This is a genomic window from uncultured Thiodictyon sp. (assembly GCA_903837595.1).
GTDB lineage: Bacteria > Pseudomonadota > Gammaproteobacteria > Chromatiales > Chromatiaceae > Thiodictyon.
The window spans coordinates 1-16,286 of record CAILVI010000153.1 but is presented as its reverse complement, the minus strand read 5'-3'; the positions used below and the strand labels follow the sequence as shown (position 1 = coordinate 16,286).

At 63.9% G+C, this 16,286-nt stretch carries 13 protein-coding genes; 1 reads left to right on the top strand and 12 read right to left on the bottom strand.

Features of this window, described 5'->3' with window-relative positions; all coding sequences use genetic code 11:
- The first annotated feature begins 357 nt into the window (after window positions 1-357).
- Window positions 358-750, top strand: coding sequence for a helix-turn-helix transcriptional regulator (locus QZY44_RS08225; RefSeq protein WP_295444850.1), 393 nt, complete (start codon window positions 358-360; stop codon window positions 748-750).
- Window positions 751-817: 67 nt separating this feature from the next.
- Here QZY44_RS08225 and brxL read toward each other — a convergent pair whose 3' ends face one another.
- From brxL to brxC, 12 genes are all read right to left on the bottom strand, one after another.
- Window positions 818-2,857, bottom strand: a complete 2,040-nt coding sequence (gene brxL, locus QZY44_RS08220; RefSeq protein WP_295444846.1) for a protease Lon-related BREX system protein BrxL — start codon at window positions 2,855-2,857, stop codon at window positions 818-820.
- Between the two features lie 4 nt (window positions 2,858-2,861).
- Complete coding sequence (locus tag QZY44_RS08215; protein ID WP_295444842.1) at window positions 2,862-5,381, bottom strand: PglZ domain-containing protein; 2,520 nt, start codon at window positions 5,379-5,381, stop codon at window positions 2,862-2,864.
- Between the two features lie 11 nt (window positions 5,382-5,392).
- Window positions 5,393-5,965, bottom strand: coding sequence for a hypothetical protein (locus QZY44_RS08210; protein ID WP_295444837.1), 573 nt, complete (start codon window positions 5,963-5,965; stop codon window positions 5,393-5,395).
- Window positions 5,962-7,269: an ATP-binding protein gene (locus QZY44_RS08205; RefSeq protein WP_295444834.1), complete on the bottom strand. Its 1,308-nt coding sequence runs from the start codon at window positions 7,267-7,269 to the stop codon at window positions 5,962-5,964. Before QZY44_RS08205 ends, QZY44_RS08210 begins: the two co-directional genes overlap by 4 nt.
- 88 nt (window positions 7,270-7,357) lie before the next feature.
- Entirely contained in the window at window positions 7,358-7,774 is a 417-nt protein-coding gene (locus tag QZY44_RS08200) for a PIN domain-containing protein (RefSeq protein WP_295444831.1), read from the bottom strand.
- Window positions 7,767-8,033 (bottom strand): hypothetical protein, encoded by a 267-nt coding sequence (locus QZY44_RS08195; protein WP_295444828.1) that lies wholly within the window; start codon window positions 8,031-8,033, stop codon window positions 7,767-7,769. The genes QZY44_RS08200 and QZY44_RS08195 overlap by 8 nt, the downstream gene beginning before the upstream one ends.
- 68 nt (window positions 8,034-8,101) lie before the next feature.
- The gene (locus QZY44_RS08190; RefSeq protein ID WP_295444826.1) at window positions 8,102-10,534 is read right to left on the bottom strand and encodes a hypothetical protein; all 2,433 of its coding nucleotides are present in this window, start codon (window positions 10,532-10,534) and stop codon (window positions 8,102-8,104) included.
- Window positions 10,534-10,950: a PIN domain-containing protein gene (locus tag QZY44_RS08185; protein WP_295444824.1), complete on the bottom strand. Its 417-nt coding sequence runs from the start codon at window positions 10,948-10,950 to the stop codon at window positions 10,534-10,536. Before QZY44_RS08185 ends, QZY44_RS08190 begins: the two co-directional genes overlap by 1 nt.
- On the bottom strand, window positions 10,931-11,221 hold the full coding sequence (locus QZY44_RS08180; RefSeq protein WP_295444821.1) for a hypothetical protein: 291 nt from the start codon (window positions 11,219-11,221) through the stop codon (window positions 10,931-10,933). Before QZY44_RS08180 ends, QZY44_RS08185 begins: the two co-directional genes overlap by 20 nt.
- A gap of 11 nt (window positions 11,222-11,232) precedes the next feature.
- A complete protein-coding gene (locus QZY44_RS08175; RefSeq protein ID WP_295444818.1) occupies window positions 11,233-11,634 on the bottom strand; it encodes a hypothetical protein in 402 nt (133 codons plus the stop codon).
- 17 nt (window positions 11,635-11,651) lie between these two features.
- Entirely contained in the window at window positions 11,652-13,691 is a 2,040-nt protein-coding gene (locus QZY44_RS08170; RefSeq protein ID WP_295444816.1) for an SAM-dependent methyltransferase, read from the bottom strand.
- A 217-nt stretch (window positions 13,692-13,908) separates the two neighbouring features.
- The coding region (gene brxC / locus QZY44_RS08165) for a BREX system P-loop protein BrxC (protein WP_295444813.1) at window positions 13,909-16,286 on the bottom strand (2,378 nt) is incomplete at its 5' end.

Sequence of the window (16,286 nt, the reverse complement as noted above, 5' to 3'; positions counted from 1 at the left end):
CGCTACCAGGACGTGATTGCCTACAAGGAGCGCATTGACGTAGAGCGCAACAAGGTCCTTGATGCCCTGGCCGAGCAAGCCCAGGAGATCAAGATGGGGTACGAATGAACCCCTACTACCAGGTAGCCCAGCATCAGGATGACCTCATCTTCGATCTACTCGATTTACATCCGTGGAGGTTCTGAGAAGTAGCGGCTAACCACCAGCGATCACTATAGACTCCATGCTTGAATGCTCCGTCACGAGACTTACCTGAAGGTACGGCGAGCAACCCTCGGGCGTCGCCGACCCGGCCACCTGGTAGCCGCCAAACTGGGTAGGCGACCAAGGACACCCCAACATTGAGTGACAATAAAAATGAGCGATTTCCTTGAGCATTGGGCAAACGAGAATCCAGAAAACGCCAAGCTCGTAGCGCAGGAACTGCTTATCACGGAGGTCACCGAGGCCATCTGGGAGGCGATGGAGCACGCGGGCATCACCAAGTCCGAGCTGGGAACCCGGATGGGGGCCACGAAGCGTTACGTGTCTCAAGTGCTCAACGGCGCCCGCAACATGACCCTGCGCACCCTCTCCGATATCTTTTTTGCACTGGGCCGAAAGCCACTGCTCCGGGTTGAAGCGCAGCCTCAGCAGGGTGCCTGGCAGAACTGTTCGACCGGCCGCTTCGCCATTGGCCCGGCCAAACTCCGCTACCGCAGCACCGGTAACGTCATCTACCCGATGGATCACTGGCCAAGGCGGTGTTGAGTCATGGACAAGACGCTACTGACGTAAGACTTTTCACGATGAGAATCTATCATTACCAACCGCCCGATCATGTCAGGCCAAGTGCCTTGAACGCCGCCTGGCGCATATCGCCGAAGAACACCGGGTCGACCTGCTCCAGCACGTCCGGGTTCACGTCCAGGAATTGCCGCTTGTTTTCGATCGGGATCAGCGCCCGCTTGCCACCATTGTCCATGGCGACCTGGAGGGGCTCGGTTAGGGAGCGCACGGGCTTGATGTTGCCCTGGATGCTCAGGTCGCCCAGCACCAGCAGCGCGGGCTGGGACGGCGACTTGCGAAGCGCCGAGTAGGCGGCGACGAAGAAGGCGACGCCAATCTCCGCCTCGACCTTGTTGCCGAGAAGGTCGATGACCTCGACGTGGAAGTCTGAGGTGTCGAGTTCCCGCGGCACACCGAAGGGGGTCTTGTTCGCGGACAGGTAACTGAAGGCCCGGCTCACGGACTCTTTCATCGCCCCGCTGACGCCACCGGCGAGCTTGAGCTTCCCGGTACCGGAGGACAGTGTGACCTCGACGCGGTAGAGACCAACGGTACCGTCTCCGCTCACGGAGGCGGCATAGACCGTGCCGGGCGGCAGCGGGTCGGCTGAAATGAGCCCCCGACCGCCTTGCTCTGGCACACCGACAAAGGTTTCTTCGCCGCTGTCGTTGATCAGATAGCTGAAGGATGTCTGGTAGTACTCGAAAGAGCCCATCTTCTTGAGCTGCTCCTTCACCCGTCGCCGCCCTTCCAATGCCAGCTCCAAGAGTTCAGCAAGGTCCTCCTGAGAAACCTGCCCATGAGGGTGCAGGATCTTCACCAGGCCCGAGACGGTGCGACGGACGGCTTTGCGGTCGCGTGCGTTCAGGTGGGCGCCCAGCGAGAAATAGTGGTCGATGATCTCGGTGAAGTTGTGCTTGCGAAGCTCCCGCAGGGCCTCGGCCAGGTAGTCGATGACGAACCCGTAGTGATCGGTGAAGTGCTCGTTGCGCATCTTCGGCACTTCCCAACCCGGCAGGTAGAAGTGCAGCCGGTCGATGAAGGCCATGTCGTCGCGGATCACATCCGGCATGGGCGCGAACAGGTGTCCCGTCTGGACCATGACGTCGATCGGTTGCTGGGTGTTGCCGAACATTGCGATGCTGGCATACCCCGCCATGGCCTCCTGTCCACGCTGGAACTGGCCGGACTCGCAGAAAGTCTTGAGCGTCGTGATGACCTCCTTGGGCATCTTCTGCAGATCGGCCACCTCGTCGAAACCGACCACATCCCAGATCATCAGCATCCCTTTCTGCTTGCCGTTCATGTGGCCGAACAGATTCGCCACCGTCGTCGGGCCGGTGAGCAGGGCCGCGTAGGGCGAAAGCTCCTGCACCGCATAACTCTTGCCGGTGCCGCGCGGACCCAGCTCGACCAGGTTGTAGTTGCGCTCGCACAGCGGGATCAGCCGGCTCAGGAACAAGAGCTTGATCCGCCGCTCCATCACTGTCGGTTCGTACCCCATGCTGCGCATGATGAGGTCCAGCCACTCATCGGTGCTGAACTCGGCGCGCAGCCGGCGGTACTCCTCAAGGTCGAAGCTCGCAAGCTGGATGGGCGTGAGCTTGTCGATCCAGAACGGATTCTTGCCCTTGGTCTCCTCGTCGTACTCGAAGCGCATGTCCACCTGCGCCCAGATGCCGCCGGTCAGGAGCCGGTCGAAGTCCCGCACGTAGCGGTCGGGGATGTGCACATGGGTGTGCCCGAAGTTGGTGACCTCTGCCCAGTACTGAGAGTCCACCAGGCGGACCTTCACCTTGTCGATGAAGGTGTGCCGACCGTTCTCCTTGACCTTGCTCTGGGCCTTCGTGCTTTCGTCCGGGCGAATGTAGTTGTCCGCCAGGGTGTCGTTGACCACCTGCAGCCCCATCTGGATCGCCATCTCGTCGGACGAGGCGCAGTATTTGCCAAGTAGGTACTCCAGCACGAAGACCGGCACGTTGGCGCCGACCTTGACCTTGCGGACCAGGTCCTTCCGGACCACCTTGCCGGCGAAGACCCTGTTGACCTTGTCGTCGAGGGCGTCCCGCGCCATGGTTTCTTGGCTCATCGTTTCAGATTCCCAGTTTCACTGGCAACTCGTCGGACTCAGCGAGCACGCTGTCCGTGTGCGCATCGAGCACCATGACCCGTAGCGACTGGCAGGTGTCGTTGGTCAACATCATGCCCAGGCTCGCCTCGGTTCCCGGCGCCAGGGTCAGCGTGCCCTTCCCGCGGTCGAACTCCCCGCCAACCGCCATCCCCATGCGACCCACCTCTTCTGCGCCAGCCATCAGCACGACCCGCAGCACGATCTGCTCAGTCGCGAGCGGATCGCCCACCTTGAGTCCGAAGGTGCGGTTGGTTACCGCCGCCGGATAGCCGGAGATCCGGACCTGCACGCAGGGAACCTTCGCCGGCGTGCCGGCGGTCATGCGCAGACTGACGACCGGGATCGCCAACTCCTGCAGGCTGAATCCACCGTGGTGGAAACTCAGGCTGCCACCTGCCTTGAATACCCCGAGCCCGGTCGGAAAGACGTAGTCCAGGTCAGAGTGGTAGCCCAACTCAGCCCCAGGTATCCGCACGGCCCCGGCCGGCGTAATGCCCCCGTGGCCGATCCAGCAACGGCGGTGCAGGTCCAGGGTGACGCCCCCGGGACTGTCCGTCTTCATATCGTCGTCTTTGCGGATAGCGAACTGGTGACCGTGGTCGGCGGTGATGACGAAGTGCTCGATGCCGGCGGCGGCGAGTTTGCGCACCGCCCGTGCGAGGTTGCCGATGACGCTGTCCATCACCTGCCGGGCCAACAGATCGCTATCCGTTTCCCCGGCGAAATCGATCTCCTGGGAGCGGATCACGACCAGCGAGGCCGTGCTGATCTTCTTGCGGATTGTTGCCGGGGAGCTGCCGAGCAGTTTGCCCAGGGTCATCTCAACCACGTCCGGCACCTTGGCCTTGAGGAATTTCGTCCGTTCGTTGAGAACGGTCATCTCCGTGCCTTCGATGCACACGGCCAGTTTACCCTTCGCGTCGATCAGATCGAAGCTGGCCGAGGCCCCCGGTAGCAACGCCGCCATGCCGACGGGGGTAATCGACGGCAGCGCCGCAACGGCCGCTTGAACCCGCAGGTCTTTGGCACCTTCGATCTGGCGTGCCAGGTCCACCCCCATCTCGTAGCGCATGGCATCGACGAGGAAATAGGCGACGCGCCCGCCCATGGTCTGCACCACCTGCGGGTAGATGCGGGTCTGGTGAAGCGCGCCTGGCACCGTCCAGGCGGATGCGGCGAACGCCTTGGCGAATCCATCCGCCATCGTCCGCAGCAGGTATTCATGCTCTTTGCGGATGACCGCCAGCGCCTGCTCCGCCTCCGGCTCGTCGTCCATCTTGGCGACCCATGCCTCCAGCCGTCGCTGCAGGCTGTCGGCGCGATGCCAGCCGTCTTCGGCCGTATAGGCGACAAGCCACTTGGCGGGATCATTTGCCATCTTGCCCAGTGCCACGCGGACCCGCTCTAGCGCTAGCCCGAGCTCCGCCATCAGCCGACACGTCTCCCACTGGGCCTGGCGGCGCAGATCACGGTCGACCCAGAAGCTGCGGCCGCGCGCGGTGGCGATGCCCAGGGCGGCGTCGAAGTCCTTCCCGGCAATCAGTTGCGTGGCGTGGGCGAGCAGCCCCCCCTCCTCGAACCGGAAGGTGTCGATCGACCCCAGATGAGCGGCCAGTACGCCGGCCCCCGCGAGCCCCAACTGCTGCTCCACGGTATCCGCCAGGCCCAGGTACGCCTGCGGATAACGCCGGCGCAGGCCCTCCGCCACGTCGCGAATGCGCTCGGCGTGCTCCTTTGTCGATGGACTCGGCACCATCCCGACAGACGGTGGCGGCGCACAAGAGAGGTCGGCACGGAACTCATTGACCAAGACATAGCGGCAGGTCTTCTCCCGTGCCTGGGAGATGGTCGTGCCCTCCGGGAGTTCCAGACCCAATCGCACCCTGATCAGCTTGAGGAGCTCGGGCAGCGCCTCTCTTTCCACCAGGACGGCATCCTTGGCGTCGGACGCCAGCCACTGAGTAAGCAGCGCCTCGCCTTGGATGCCACCGAACAAGGTGTGAAGCACCGAGGCCATCCGCCCGCCCTGACCCAAGAAGGCGACAATGTCGTCGTAGGTCACGGAGGTCGGCCGGAGTATCTCGTCGATCTGCCCATCGGTGAACCGCTGGCGCAGCACGTTCTGCGCCAAGCGTTTGAGCTGCGGCTCGTAACAGAACCCGCCCCGCTCCAACTCCATCAGCACCGAACCCACGCGGTCCCTAGCGGTGCCCGGCAGATACAGGATCAGCGGTTCCGGCTGGTCGGCCGCGACGATCGGCTCGACCGCCGCGCGCAGGCCGAAGAAGCTGCCCTCATAGCGGGCGAGCAAGGCGGAGCTGGAACCAATCGTCACCCGCGGCAGCGAATCGCCGTCAAGCGGCTCCAACTCCCGGTCGAAAAAGGGCCTGAACTCATTGCGTGGGTCGTAGAAAACGACCACCGAGCGCTTGCGCAGCAGATCGTTCAGGTGCTCGCAGAGGTAGTCGTGGAAGGGGTGCATGGGATTCCGCCTTACCTGTCCGTCTTATCGATTGCTGCGGCGATCAACGGTGCCATTTCCCGCAGGCCTTCCAGAGTCAATTTGCCATCCTGATACAGGCGGTACCACGCTCGACGTTGGCGGATTACGCGCTCGTCGTCACGCAAGTGAAGCCGCTCAAGCACAAACTCAGCACATTCCCTGAAGGATTCCGGTATGGAGCCAGAGATCCGCAACTGCAGCGAGGGCAAGATGATCTCAAACCAACCGTCGCCGATATCGAACGGGTCGAGCATCTGATTTGCTTGAATATTCTGCTTACTCGAATTGATCCATGCAGATGCGTAGCGGTAATTCGACCACTCGTAGGCAAGCGACCGATCCTCATCCCAGCTCACGAAATGATCGACGGTCCCAACCGGCTCGTACATAGCGCTGTAGGCGCACAGATTCTTGAAGCCGTCCGCGAGCTCGCTCTTGCACCGCTTCCAGTGGTCGGGGGGACGGGTTGTTGCGTTCGGATTGTTCGTCAACCAACGCGTACCGGGCACGCGAACCTGCTGCTCAAACCGCCGGGGCTCAACAGGGGGCTCGAACCTAATCAAGAGGCATCTCCATGGCGCTCCACCCACACGACCCAACGCGGCCAAAATGCGTCGTGGCCCGCCAGGACCCTTTGCAGTTCGGAATGAATCTCGCTCTTCGACCGAAGACCGCTCGGTAACTCGGCACGGTCCCCCCGCATCCATGCCTCCGCAGCCTCGATTGCGCGTTCGGCCTCCACCGATCGCCCTTGCCGCAGCCCAAAGGACTCGGATACCAGCCAGTTGACGACATCACCTTGTTTGGCCCACGGCAGTTGGTGCAGGCTGACGGCGCCATCGGCAATATCCAAATGGAAGACCCCATCCCGAATCTCATCGAAGAACGGCTCCGCCGAGGCCAGGATCAAGGGCGAATGGGTTGCCGTGATGAGCTGCACCGGAATCGTGCGTTTTCCGGGCAGCGCAGCCATAACGTGGAGAAGCGCGGGCACGATGCGACGTTGCCACTGGGGATGCAGGTGGGCTTCGATCTCATCGATCAGAAAAATAATCTCCTGCGCGGGAGCAACCCCCGTAAGCTCCGCCGCGGCGAGGTGCTCCTGCCAGGCCCACACCAGCAGATAGCCGAGGGACACGATGCGGCGTATTCCCGCGGAGGCATGGATCAGTGGAACCTGCAAACCATAGGGCATCTTGATGCTAGGGTGCTTGCGCGCATCGCCCAGAGAGACCTTGACCAGAGCGCCGGACTCCAAAGGCTCCTGGTCCGATGGCGAGAGTGCCCGAAGGACGCTCTGCAACTGATCGAATGTCTGACCTTTTTCGAGCTGCCAGCTCGCCCAGTCCGCGATCAGGCCGTTGCAATACTTGACCGGCTCGTTAAGCGGCAACCCATCCCAGACCGATTGCGGCGAAAACAGATAGGCGGCCTGCCGGTCGAAGCTCTCACCCTTCCAGTAATTACGCGCCGGGTCCCAAACTGAAAATCCTCCATCGACTTGTGCGTAGAGCACCAATCCCGGGATCGCCGGACGCCCCTGGGCTAGAGGCCAATGTTCGGATTCGCGATCGAACCTGCTCGTATACTGGTAAGGTCCTCCACTTTTTTTCGTGTAGCGGTAGGTGATCCGCGGATCGGTCGGCGGAGGATCTCGCTTCGTGCTCGGCAGCCTTATCCGAAGCCGCGGTCTTTGCGGCATGAGCTTCTGGCGCGCCCAGGTACGGGTTAAGGCCCACCAGGCAGCGTCCAGCAGAAAGGTCTTCCCCAAGCCGTTATCGCCCACCAGGAAATTCATGCGCTCATGGAACGCGATTTCCATGTGCGGAGCGGGACCAACATCCTGAAATTGTAGGTATTGGAGCATGAGAATCGACCCTAATGGTTGTCGACGTTGGCCAGATCGGAGTTCGGACGTGAACACGTTTCTTCCACGCACATGCGCCGGACGGTGATCAAGATGGCAGCTCCCACAGAGAACGCGTTGCGATCTCTTTGACCCGGAACATGGGTTTTCCCGGCTTCTCTCCAGAGACGAACTCGTCGGCTCCCGCGGCAACGGCTACGGCGATATGGATCGCATCCATGGCGGCAAGACCGTAAGACTGCGCGAGAAGCTTGGCCGAATCGACAATCTTGGATGACCACGGCTGATGCTCTGCGCCGGCGAAAACGGACTGGTAAAAGGCGCTCTCCGCGACTTGTCTGTAATGGATCGCCTTGGGCATCACTTCCAGCCATAGCGCGTCGCTGACGATCAAGATCCGATCGGGATCTTCCAGAATCGCCAGCGCCGTTGCAAATAGCGGCGCTCGTGCAGACCACGCGGCGATCAGCAGGTTGGCATCAATGGCCGTACGCAGTTTACTCATCAGACAGACCACCACGACGGCGGCGGACCTCTGCGCTGATCTCCTCGGTACTCAGCAATTTGCCCCCGCCCGCAAGGTGCGCCTTGCGCGCCGCGAGCGCCAGTCGACCGATTTCGGTGCGTGGCTGATAGTCCTCGGTTATCGGATCTTGCGTCACCCGCTCAACCGTAATCCTGACGAGAACACCCGCCGGCAGATCATCCGGCAGGTGTAACAGATGGTCGGTCGGAACATTGGTTTCAAAGGTTAGGGCGTGCATCGCTTACTCCTTGTCGTCGTAGTCGATGATCATCTGATGGGTCATGGTCGGGGCTCCGGTTTGGGTCGTCAGTCGGTGGCTGAGAGATGGTAGCGGGTTCCGCGACCGACGCCGGTCTTGGTGACCGTGCCCGCGGCGAGCAACGCGTTGATGGAGAGGTTCCACTGGGTGTCGCTGAGGCCGGTGGCGACGAGGACCTCGGACTTACTGGTCCCACCCCGGGCCGCGGCGATGACCTGCTTGACGGCGTCCAGCATGACCGGATCAGGGGCGGCGGAACCCGTTGCAGGTCTGGAGCCCGGGCTGGCGTCACCTGACCTCGGGGCAGTAGGAACGCGACGAACCGGGGCGCGTGCGGACGACTGGCGGCCACCGCCGCGGCCAGTGGCCGGCGCGGGGGACTCCAGCAGGCTGTTCAGCGCGTCCTTGACCGCGGCCGAGGTGCGCTCGGCGATGAGGTGCTCCACCTCTGCCTGCGCAACCGTGCGCGGCAGCCATTTCCCATTGTCTCCCTCGTTCCAGAAGACCGCTTCCAGCCCGTGGGCGATGGCGAGGCTGCGGTCCGTGGCGCACTTGGGCACGACCCGCTCGGGCCAGAGGTGCATCGCCAGGTGCGACCAATCGTAGCCGCCGGCTACCAGTTTGTCCCAGCAGTCCTTGCACTCCTTTTGCCAGGCCCGGTGCTGGGACACCAGACGCCACAGGGGCGCGAAGTTGATGATAACGCCGTCGTTGAGATCAGGGTTCCACAGGGGCGCAACCCGGGCGACCTCTTCCCGGAAGGCGCGCACCTCCTCGACGAAGCCCTCTTGCTCGGCGATCTCTTTGCGCTGGTTGGCAGTCGGGGTGCCACCGGCCACCTGGACCAGCCCCGTCAGCTTGCGCTCCTCGTGTTGGAGCTTGGGGGTTACAAAGTCGTTGAGGACCTTGTAAAAGGTGTCTCTGGTGAAGCGGTGGTAATAGAGCCAGACCGAGTAGCTTGCAGAGGGGGTCGCAAGTTGCCAGTAGATCGGCGCCTTGCGGCGGCTCTTGGAGTAGCGCTTGAGGTGGTCGCCGAAGCAGTTGCCGCTGAACCAGCCGCGCAGGTCCGGGGCGCCGGGGGCCAGGGTCTGGGCCGCCTCTTGCCGGCAGGCGTCGGCGGCCTCGCCGCAGACCAGCCGCCAGACCGGCCCCGTGCGCGCGAGCAGGTCGTGCCCATGGCCCGGATCGTCCACCAGGATGCCATCCGTGGGAAAGGCGACCGGATCGGCGGGCGGGGGCGCCGCGAGCGGCAGGCCGTCGTCACCGGTCAGCATCGCCGGTGAGCAGACGGGCAGCGGATCGAAAGGCCCGGGCTCGGCAGGCGCGGCGACGGCGCCGGTCGCGCGCCGATGATCGAAGCAGCCGAAGGCCACGCCGAGCGTCCAGGAGCACAGCAAGGCGGTCAGCGGGGCCGGGTCGGCAGTGTCGGTTTGATCTTCAGGCGTCAGACGTTGCTCGTCGTCGTCGGTCGTCGGTCGTCGGTCATCGGCAGAAAGAGCCTCCGTCGGGTTACCGAAACCCGCTTCGATCCGCCGACGATCCTCGCCGTCGATTCCGTAGAGCGTGAAGCAGAGGTCGTCGATGGTCTGCTGGATCGCCGCGAGTTCTGCCTGGGCTGCCGCAACGCGCACGTTCCACGCCGAGACCCGCGCGGCTAGGCTGTCTCCGGCGACTTGCAACAGGGCGGGCAGCGTGAAGGCGTGAGAGGTCTCGGTGGCGGTGTCGAGGGAGCGTTTGAGGGACCAGGCGCGGTGGGCGAGGGTTGATAGGGTCGTCGGTCGTTGGTCGTCGGTCGTCAGCGGGGGAAGCGGGGTCCGCTGGATCACCCCGACCTCGTAGGAGCCGAACGCCATCTGGAGTTCCACCAGCGCACTGAACGGCCGGCTGTTGACCACGGCGAGCAGTGCGAGCAGGGTGTGCGGATCGTCGCCATCAACGAAGGCGGCCGGCCCCTTGTGGCTAAAGATGCACCCCGCTGGCATCGCACGCATCGACAATCCCCTTTGTGTCCGCAGAGGCCAGGTGAAGCCGGGGCGGAAGTAGTGCGTGGCTCCGCGCCCATATCGACCGATCTGTTGCAGGCCGACCTGGTCGCCCTCCGAGTAGCCAACGAGCAAGACAAGGTCGGCATAAAACGGTGAATAGCTTCCACCCTTTGCAAAGCAAAACCATCTCTGACCGAATCGGGCCGGCTCTGTTTCCCACCAGGCACGAATGAAGCGGAAGTCATCGGCGGTGACGAGCCCCTGCTTGACCGTTCGCCCCCCGGTCGCCAAGGCCGGCAGGTGCCGGAAACTCGCGCGCACCGCGTCGCTCACCCAATACGCAAACGGCGCCCCAGGTACCTGCCGAAAGCTCTGCGGCGCCATGCTGAACAGGTTCTCGGGCCGCGGGCCGTCAGCGGCATTGGCCGCGGCGACCGCTTCGCACAGCGCGGTGGCCTTGTCCTCGGCCTCGATTAGGCGAAAAAAGATGGTCATTACGCAGTTCGCTCGGGATGCAGTGAAATCGTATTCAGTCCGGGCACCTGGAACAGGGGCTTGGTTGGACGTTCCAGGGTCACGAAGACGTCTGCACCGGCCTGCAATGCCGCGGCGGCGTGCAATGCATCCATGGCCCCAAGGTCCCGTTGTGCCGCCAGCCCGAGCGCCTGCTGGACCAGGGCGTCAGTGGTCGGAACCCACAGACTGACCGCGGCAAAATAGCGCTCCATAAACACGATTTCATCTTCGCGTCGATAGAACAGCGGCTTGCGTAGCGTTTCAAGGCGCAGAAAGGCGCAGGCTACGAAGGCCCTACCGGGCTCTCCCAGCACCCCCAGGGCTTCGGCGGACGCGGGATGATCACCACGGAAGGCGGCGATCAGTGCATTGGCGTCAACGTAGGTCTTGATCATCGCCGGCCTCCGCGCGCCCCTGCCGTACCTCATCCAGGATGGCATCGGCCGATTGGAGCGGCAGGCCCCGCGCGATGGCGCGCTGCCGAATCGCCAGGAGTTCGCGGCCAAGCTCGGTGACCGTTTGGTCATCGGCGAGTGGCCCCTGCAGCAGGGGCGCCAGCGGCTCCACGGTGACCTTGACGGCGGTGCCGGCCGGCAGGAAATCAGGCAGCCTCAGGTCCAACCGATGATCGGTCGTGATTCGTGCATTCAATACGACGGCATTCATCTCGATCATCCTCAGTTGGTGTCAAAGGCTTCCATTGGTTGGCGTCGATATAGGTGCGCGTAGGCATCCGTCACCCCGCCCCGCCGCCCCTGCATTTCTTTATCGAGTTCGTCCCAACTCAGCAGTTGGCCGCCGCCCAGGATATAGGCGCGCCGCAATGCGATGAGGTCGCGGCCAAGCTCGGTGCGCGGCTGGTAATGATCGACCACGGCATCGCCGGTCAATGGCGCGGCCGATGTCTCGGGCGCCGCAGCCTCCGGCGGCTGGGCTGCGGGCGGCAGGGCGCGCGGTGACCATGGGGCCAAGGTATCAGGCAGCACGGTCACGACGACCCGCGCCCGCGCCACCCCGGGGAGCGGTTCCAACAGGCGAACCTGCCCGTTTTCATAAACGCCTTCAATCGTCGTCAGCATCGCAAATACATCCTCCCTTACTGTTTGACCAGGCAATAGGCGGCGGCCTCGACCATCGCATCGTCCATGACCCCGTGACCGAGATCGGCAACCACCGTCGGCAGGGCCTCCTGGAGCAGGATCTCCTCACGCCAGCGCTGGAACGAGGTCAGAAAGAAGCCGGTCCTTGAGGTGATGGCACCGAGGTACCCGCCAGTGCGCAGCAGCCCGATGCCGCGCTCGATGAAGGCGGCGTAGATGTCGTTCCTGGTACGCGGGTAGGCACTCTGGGCCCAGGGGCGCACGTGCTCCGGAAAGGCGCCGAAGGGCGGATTCATCAGCACTACGTCGTAGCCCTGACGGTAGATGTCAATGAACGCGAAACCGCGTGCCGCATCCTCGGCGAAGAGTCGGCGCTGGTAGCCGCCGCCGCGCTCTGCGCGTTCGGCATAGGCGTGGCGCGCGGCATAGATCAGCCCCTCGGCCTGGTCCCAGAAGGTCGCGTCGGCAATGCCGATGACGTCCAGACCAAGCACCAGTTGTTCAGGCGAGGGGCTGTCGTCGGCAAATAGCTGCAATTGCTCAGGCTTCTTCAGGCCAAAAAACCATTGCTGCTTCGCCTCGGCCAAAGCACCCGCGATCTCATCTTCGATCTTGAGCAGGGAACCGGCCTCACCGGCGAGCCGCATGGCGGTGAACACCCGGCGGACCAGTTGGCCGAGAAGTCGCTGTTCAGGCGTGGCGGACAAATGGGTCGCGATACATTCGTCCAGGTAGGCGCCCTCACCGGGCATGGGCTCGGCACAAGCGATGTTGGAGCGGCGGACGCGAGGGCGATCCTCCCGCCGTAACCCCTGCTCCTGCCAGGCCCGCTGGGCGCGCAGCCAGAGGGACAGGCCGGCGATCTGCGCGGCGCGCGGGTCGATATCGATGCCGTGGATGTTGTGCTCGATAATCAGCCGCGGGATGTCGCGCAGGTAGTCATCCTTGGTGGCGTAAAGCGCCCGGAGCGGCACAAGGCCCTCACCCCCGCCCCCTTTCCCGGCGGGCGGGGGGAGATCGAGGTCCCAGGCTTCCTCATAGATGACCTGGTACAGGTCGAACGCATAGAGGCCGAAATGCATCGAGCCGCACGCCGGATCGAGCATGCGGATCTCGCGCGGGTCCTTCAGGGGGCGGATCGGGGCGTCGGTCTTCAGTGCTCGGTCGTCAGCAGAAGCGTCTCCCGCTGACGACTGATGACTGACGACTGGCGACTCTGAGACCCGCCACACCAGATAGCGGCACTGCTCCTTCAGGCGGGTAACGCCCCGGGTCATCTCATACCAGAGCCGCCCCAGGCTGTTATCGGTCAGGAACTCGACCACATAGCGGGGGGTGAAGAACTGGTTGCGGACGGCCAGTTCGCGACTGTTGCGCGGCGCGGCAGATTCGTCGCGCATCCGTTTGCGCTCGGACGGGTCGTTGTAATACTGGTAGACCCAGCCGATGGTCTCGTCCTGGTCCCAGACGCCGGCCAGTTCGGGGTCATTGAGGATCTCCAGCAATCCTGGCGGCTGGGAGCCGAAGAGGGTCGCACGCGCGGGCCACAGCAGGCTCGCCGGGTCTCGCCGGTCGAACAGCACCCGCACCTCGCGGCCAATCTCATCGAACAGGCTTTCGATATAGAGCCGGTAGCCGCGGTCGGGCAGCTGTACCAGGCCCGGCGCGAGCCCGCAGAACTCCTTGAACCCCGACGACTGCTCGCCCCGGGAGATGCACTCCTGCACCAGCCCACGGGCTTCCAGCATCTTGAGCGCGACGAACCGGTTCAGCGTCGTGAATGCCGCCTCCCGCCGGTAACTGGCAGCCGCCTCGGCCGCGCTCTGGCCGCTGGCCCGAAAATGCTCGACCGCGGCCACCAGCTTCGTCCGCACGATCCGCTGCGCCGCGTCGAGATGGCTCCCTGGCTCGCCCGCAATGGTGCCATCCAGCCGGATGTCGAAGACACCCGCCAACTGGTCCTCGAAATCCTGCTCAAGCAGCCCGCGAGCGGCCTGGGTGGCGCGTTGGATGCGGTTGCGGGTGTCTTTGTCCATGTTTGAGGTTCGGGGTTTGGTTGATTGCGGCCGGAATGGAGTTTCTAACCCCTTGTTACGGTTAGTTGCCGCGCGTAATTACACGCGCGCGTGAAAAAATGTTAGCGCGCGCTCATATTTTTCTCGCGCGCTCGTAATAGGCACCTTTTCTGGTCGCTCTTGAAGTCGACGGTCAATGCTTCGGCGGTGGGGATGTCCGAGTCGAGCATGATGATACCTATTGGACCAGGACCTTCTTGCCGGCACCGATGAGTTCCAGACACTGCTCCTTGAGTCCATCGAGCGCCTGATCGAGTTGTTCCTCGTTCTCGATGCCCCCGGAGAAGAAGCCGGCGGCGCTGATCTTGACGACCCGATTGCCGTCAAGCAGACGCATCAGGTCTTCGACGGCCTTGTCGCGCCGGACGGGGCAGGCATCCAGGTCCGCTCGGAGCTGGGGTATCGACGCGGCGGCTGCCTTCGCGACAGTGTATGTCGCCAGCGGCTCAGCGATGCGGTCGCGCTGCTCCTCGCCGACCTCCTCCCAGCCGGGGGTGCCGTGCAGTTGTTGGAGGGCGTCCGTGTAAGCCTGGGTTCGGGCGTCTAGCGCCTGTTGCAGGCGGGCTTGGTGGGCGGTCTCCAGGGCCTTGGCGTGCTGATCGATGGCCGGCAGCTCGCGGAAGAAGGACTCCCGGGCCATCAGGTCCCTGAGCTGCTCGGCGTGCTCCCGGTCGCCGTCGCTTAAGTTCGGCTCCTGCTCCAGGAAGGGCCAGAGGCTATCCAGCGCGCGGCGCGCCCGGCCCAGGTCGTAGAGCGCGGGCTCAGTCAGGGCCTTGGCGAGCTCGGCCCCCCGCTTGATGGCCTCTTTCAGCGCCTGATGGCAGGCGGTGAAGGCCTTGAGTGTCTGGCAGTCGCGCTGGCGGCGGAAGCCCACGATGTTGTTCAATGCCCCGGCAATCACCTCGCCCCCGGGGAGTTCATGCTTGTCGAGCTGGGCGAGGACCTCCCGCAGCGTTTCCTCGAAGCCCTCCGTGGTCTCGCGGATGGCCGCCGCGATGATGTTTTCCTCGTACTCCTGGATCTCTTTCCCGAAGCAGGTCTTGTAGGCATCCCCGGCCTCGATGTAGTCCGTGAACTCGCAGTCGGTGGTGCGCGGGCGAAAGGATGCCTGGCGGAACAGGTTGTTATTGGTGAAGGTGGTGCGCGCGTCGAGTGACAGGGCGGAGTCGATGACCTGCCCCTTGCTGGTCGCCTCGATCTTGCCGGCGCGCAGCAGCGCGATGACCAGGAGCCGCACGGTGTCGAACTCCCAGCCGAAGGGTTCCTTGGCAAACTCATCGGTCAGCCAGCGCCCGCTGGCGGTCTCACCGTAACTGGTGCGGTTCTCGATGCGGGCCAGCACCTCGGCGAGCACCCCGATCTCCACATCAAAGACGGGCTTGCCGCCCTGGTCCCGCACCAGTCCGAGGTCCGCGTAGACGGGTGTCAGTCCGCGCAGGTTTTCGGTGGTCAGCAGGGAATCCAGGTCATTCTTGGTAACCCGCGCGGCGGCCTCCTCGAAGCGGTCGAAGACCTCCGGCAGGGCCTGGGAGAGGACCTTGGCGGCGGTGCGGGAGACATCGCCGGCACCCTCGTCCGGGCTGCGGTCGTTGCCGCGGAAGAAGATGGTACCGGTGAGCAGGGACTGTTTGGTGAGGCGGCGGACCTCGTCCTGATGGCGACGCTGGCGGATTTTCTCCTCCGCCACCAGGGCGCTCTCGTCCTTGGTCTGGGCGCCCCGTTCCTTGCGGGACAGGATCTCCTTGGAGCGATGGAGTTCGACGGTCTCGCGGTCGATGGCCTCATGGATGGCGGCGATCCAGAAGACGGCTTTAGTCTCGGTTTGGCTGCGACGGCGGAATGCCTCTACCTGTTGATCGAATTCAGTCCCGGTCTCGGCCAGGGCCAGATGGAACGGGATGTCCCCCTCCACCGCCAGGCGCTCACCCAGGTACAGGCCCGCCTTGAAGGGCTTGACGTCCAGCAGGTTGTGGGAGGGTTGCGGCTGCCACAGCGCGGTGACGGCCTCGGCGTGCAGGCGGGCAGTGTCGCCGGGCTTCGGGGTCAGACCGGCGCGCTGGCGTTCCCAGTCGTCCTCGGCCGGCGAGGGAATCCGGTAGCCGTCGTCGCCGCGGCGCACCATCAGGCCCTTCTCCAGGGCATCCAGGGCCTGTCGGACCTCGGCCAGGCGTGAATCGGCATCAATGGCCGGGTGCAACGCGGCGGCGATGTTCTCGGCCGTCCGGTGAACGCTACGCACGTACTGCAACAGGCAGATCACCTTGGCGACCGGTTGGGCGGACGGGTGGGCGATCTTGGTGCCGATGTCCGCGATCTTGGCGCGAATCTCGCTGCCGATGTTGCCGGCGACGAGGTCGTAGATCTGATCCACGCGTGCCAGTGCGCCGATGGGTTGGCTGGCCAGGTCCACGTCCGGGTGGATGAGCAATTGCTGGGCGAGCTTGATGATGGTGCGATTGGCGCCGCCGACGTGCTTGCTCGCCCCGCCCTGGGTCCGCAGGCCGGAGACGATCTGGATGATGAGGTCGATCTGATAGGGGAGCAGGGGATAGAGGT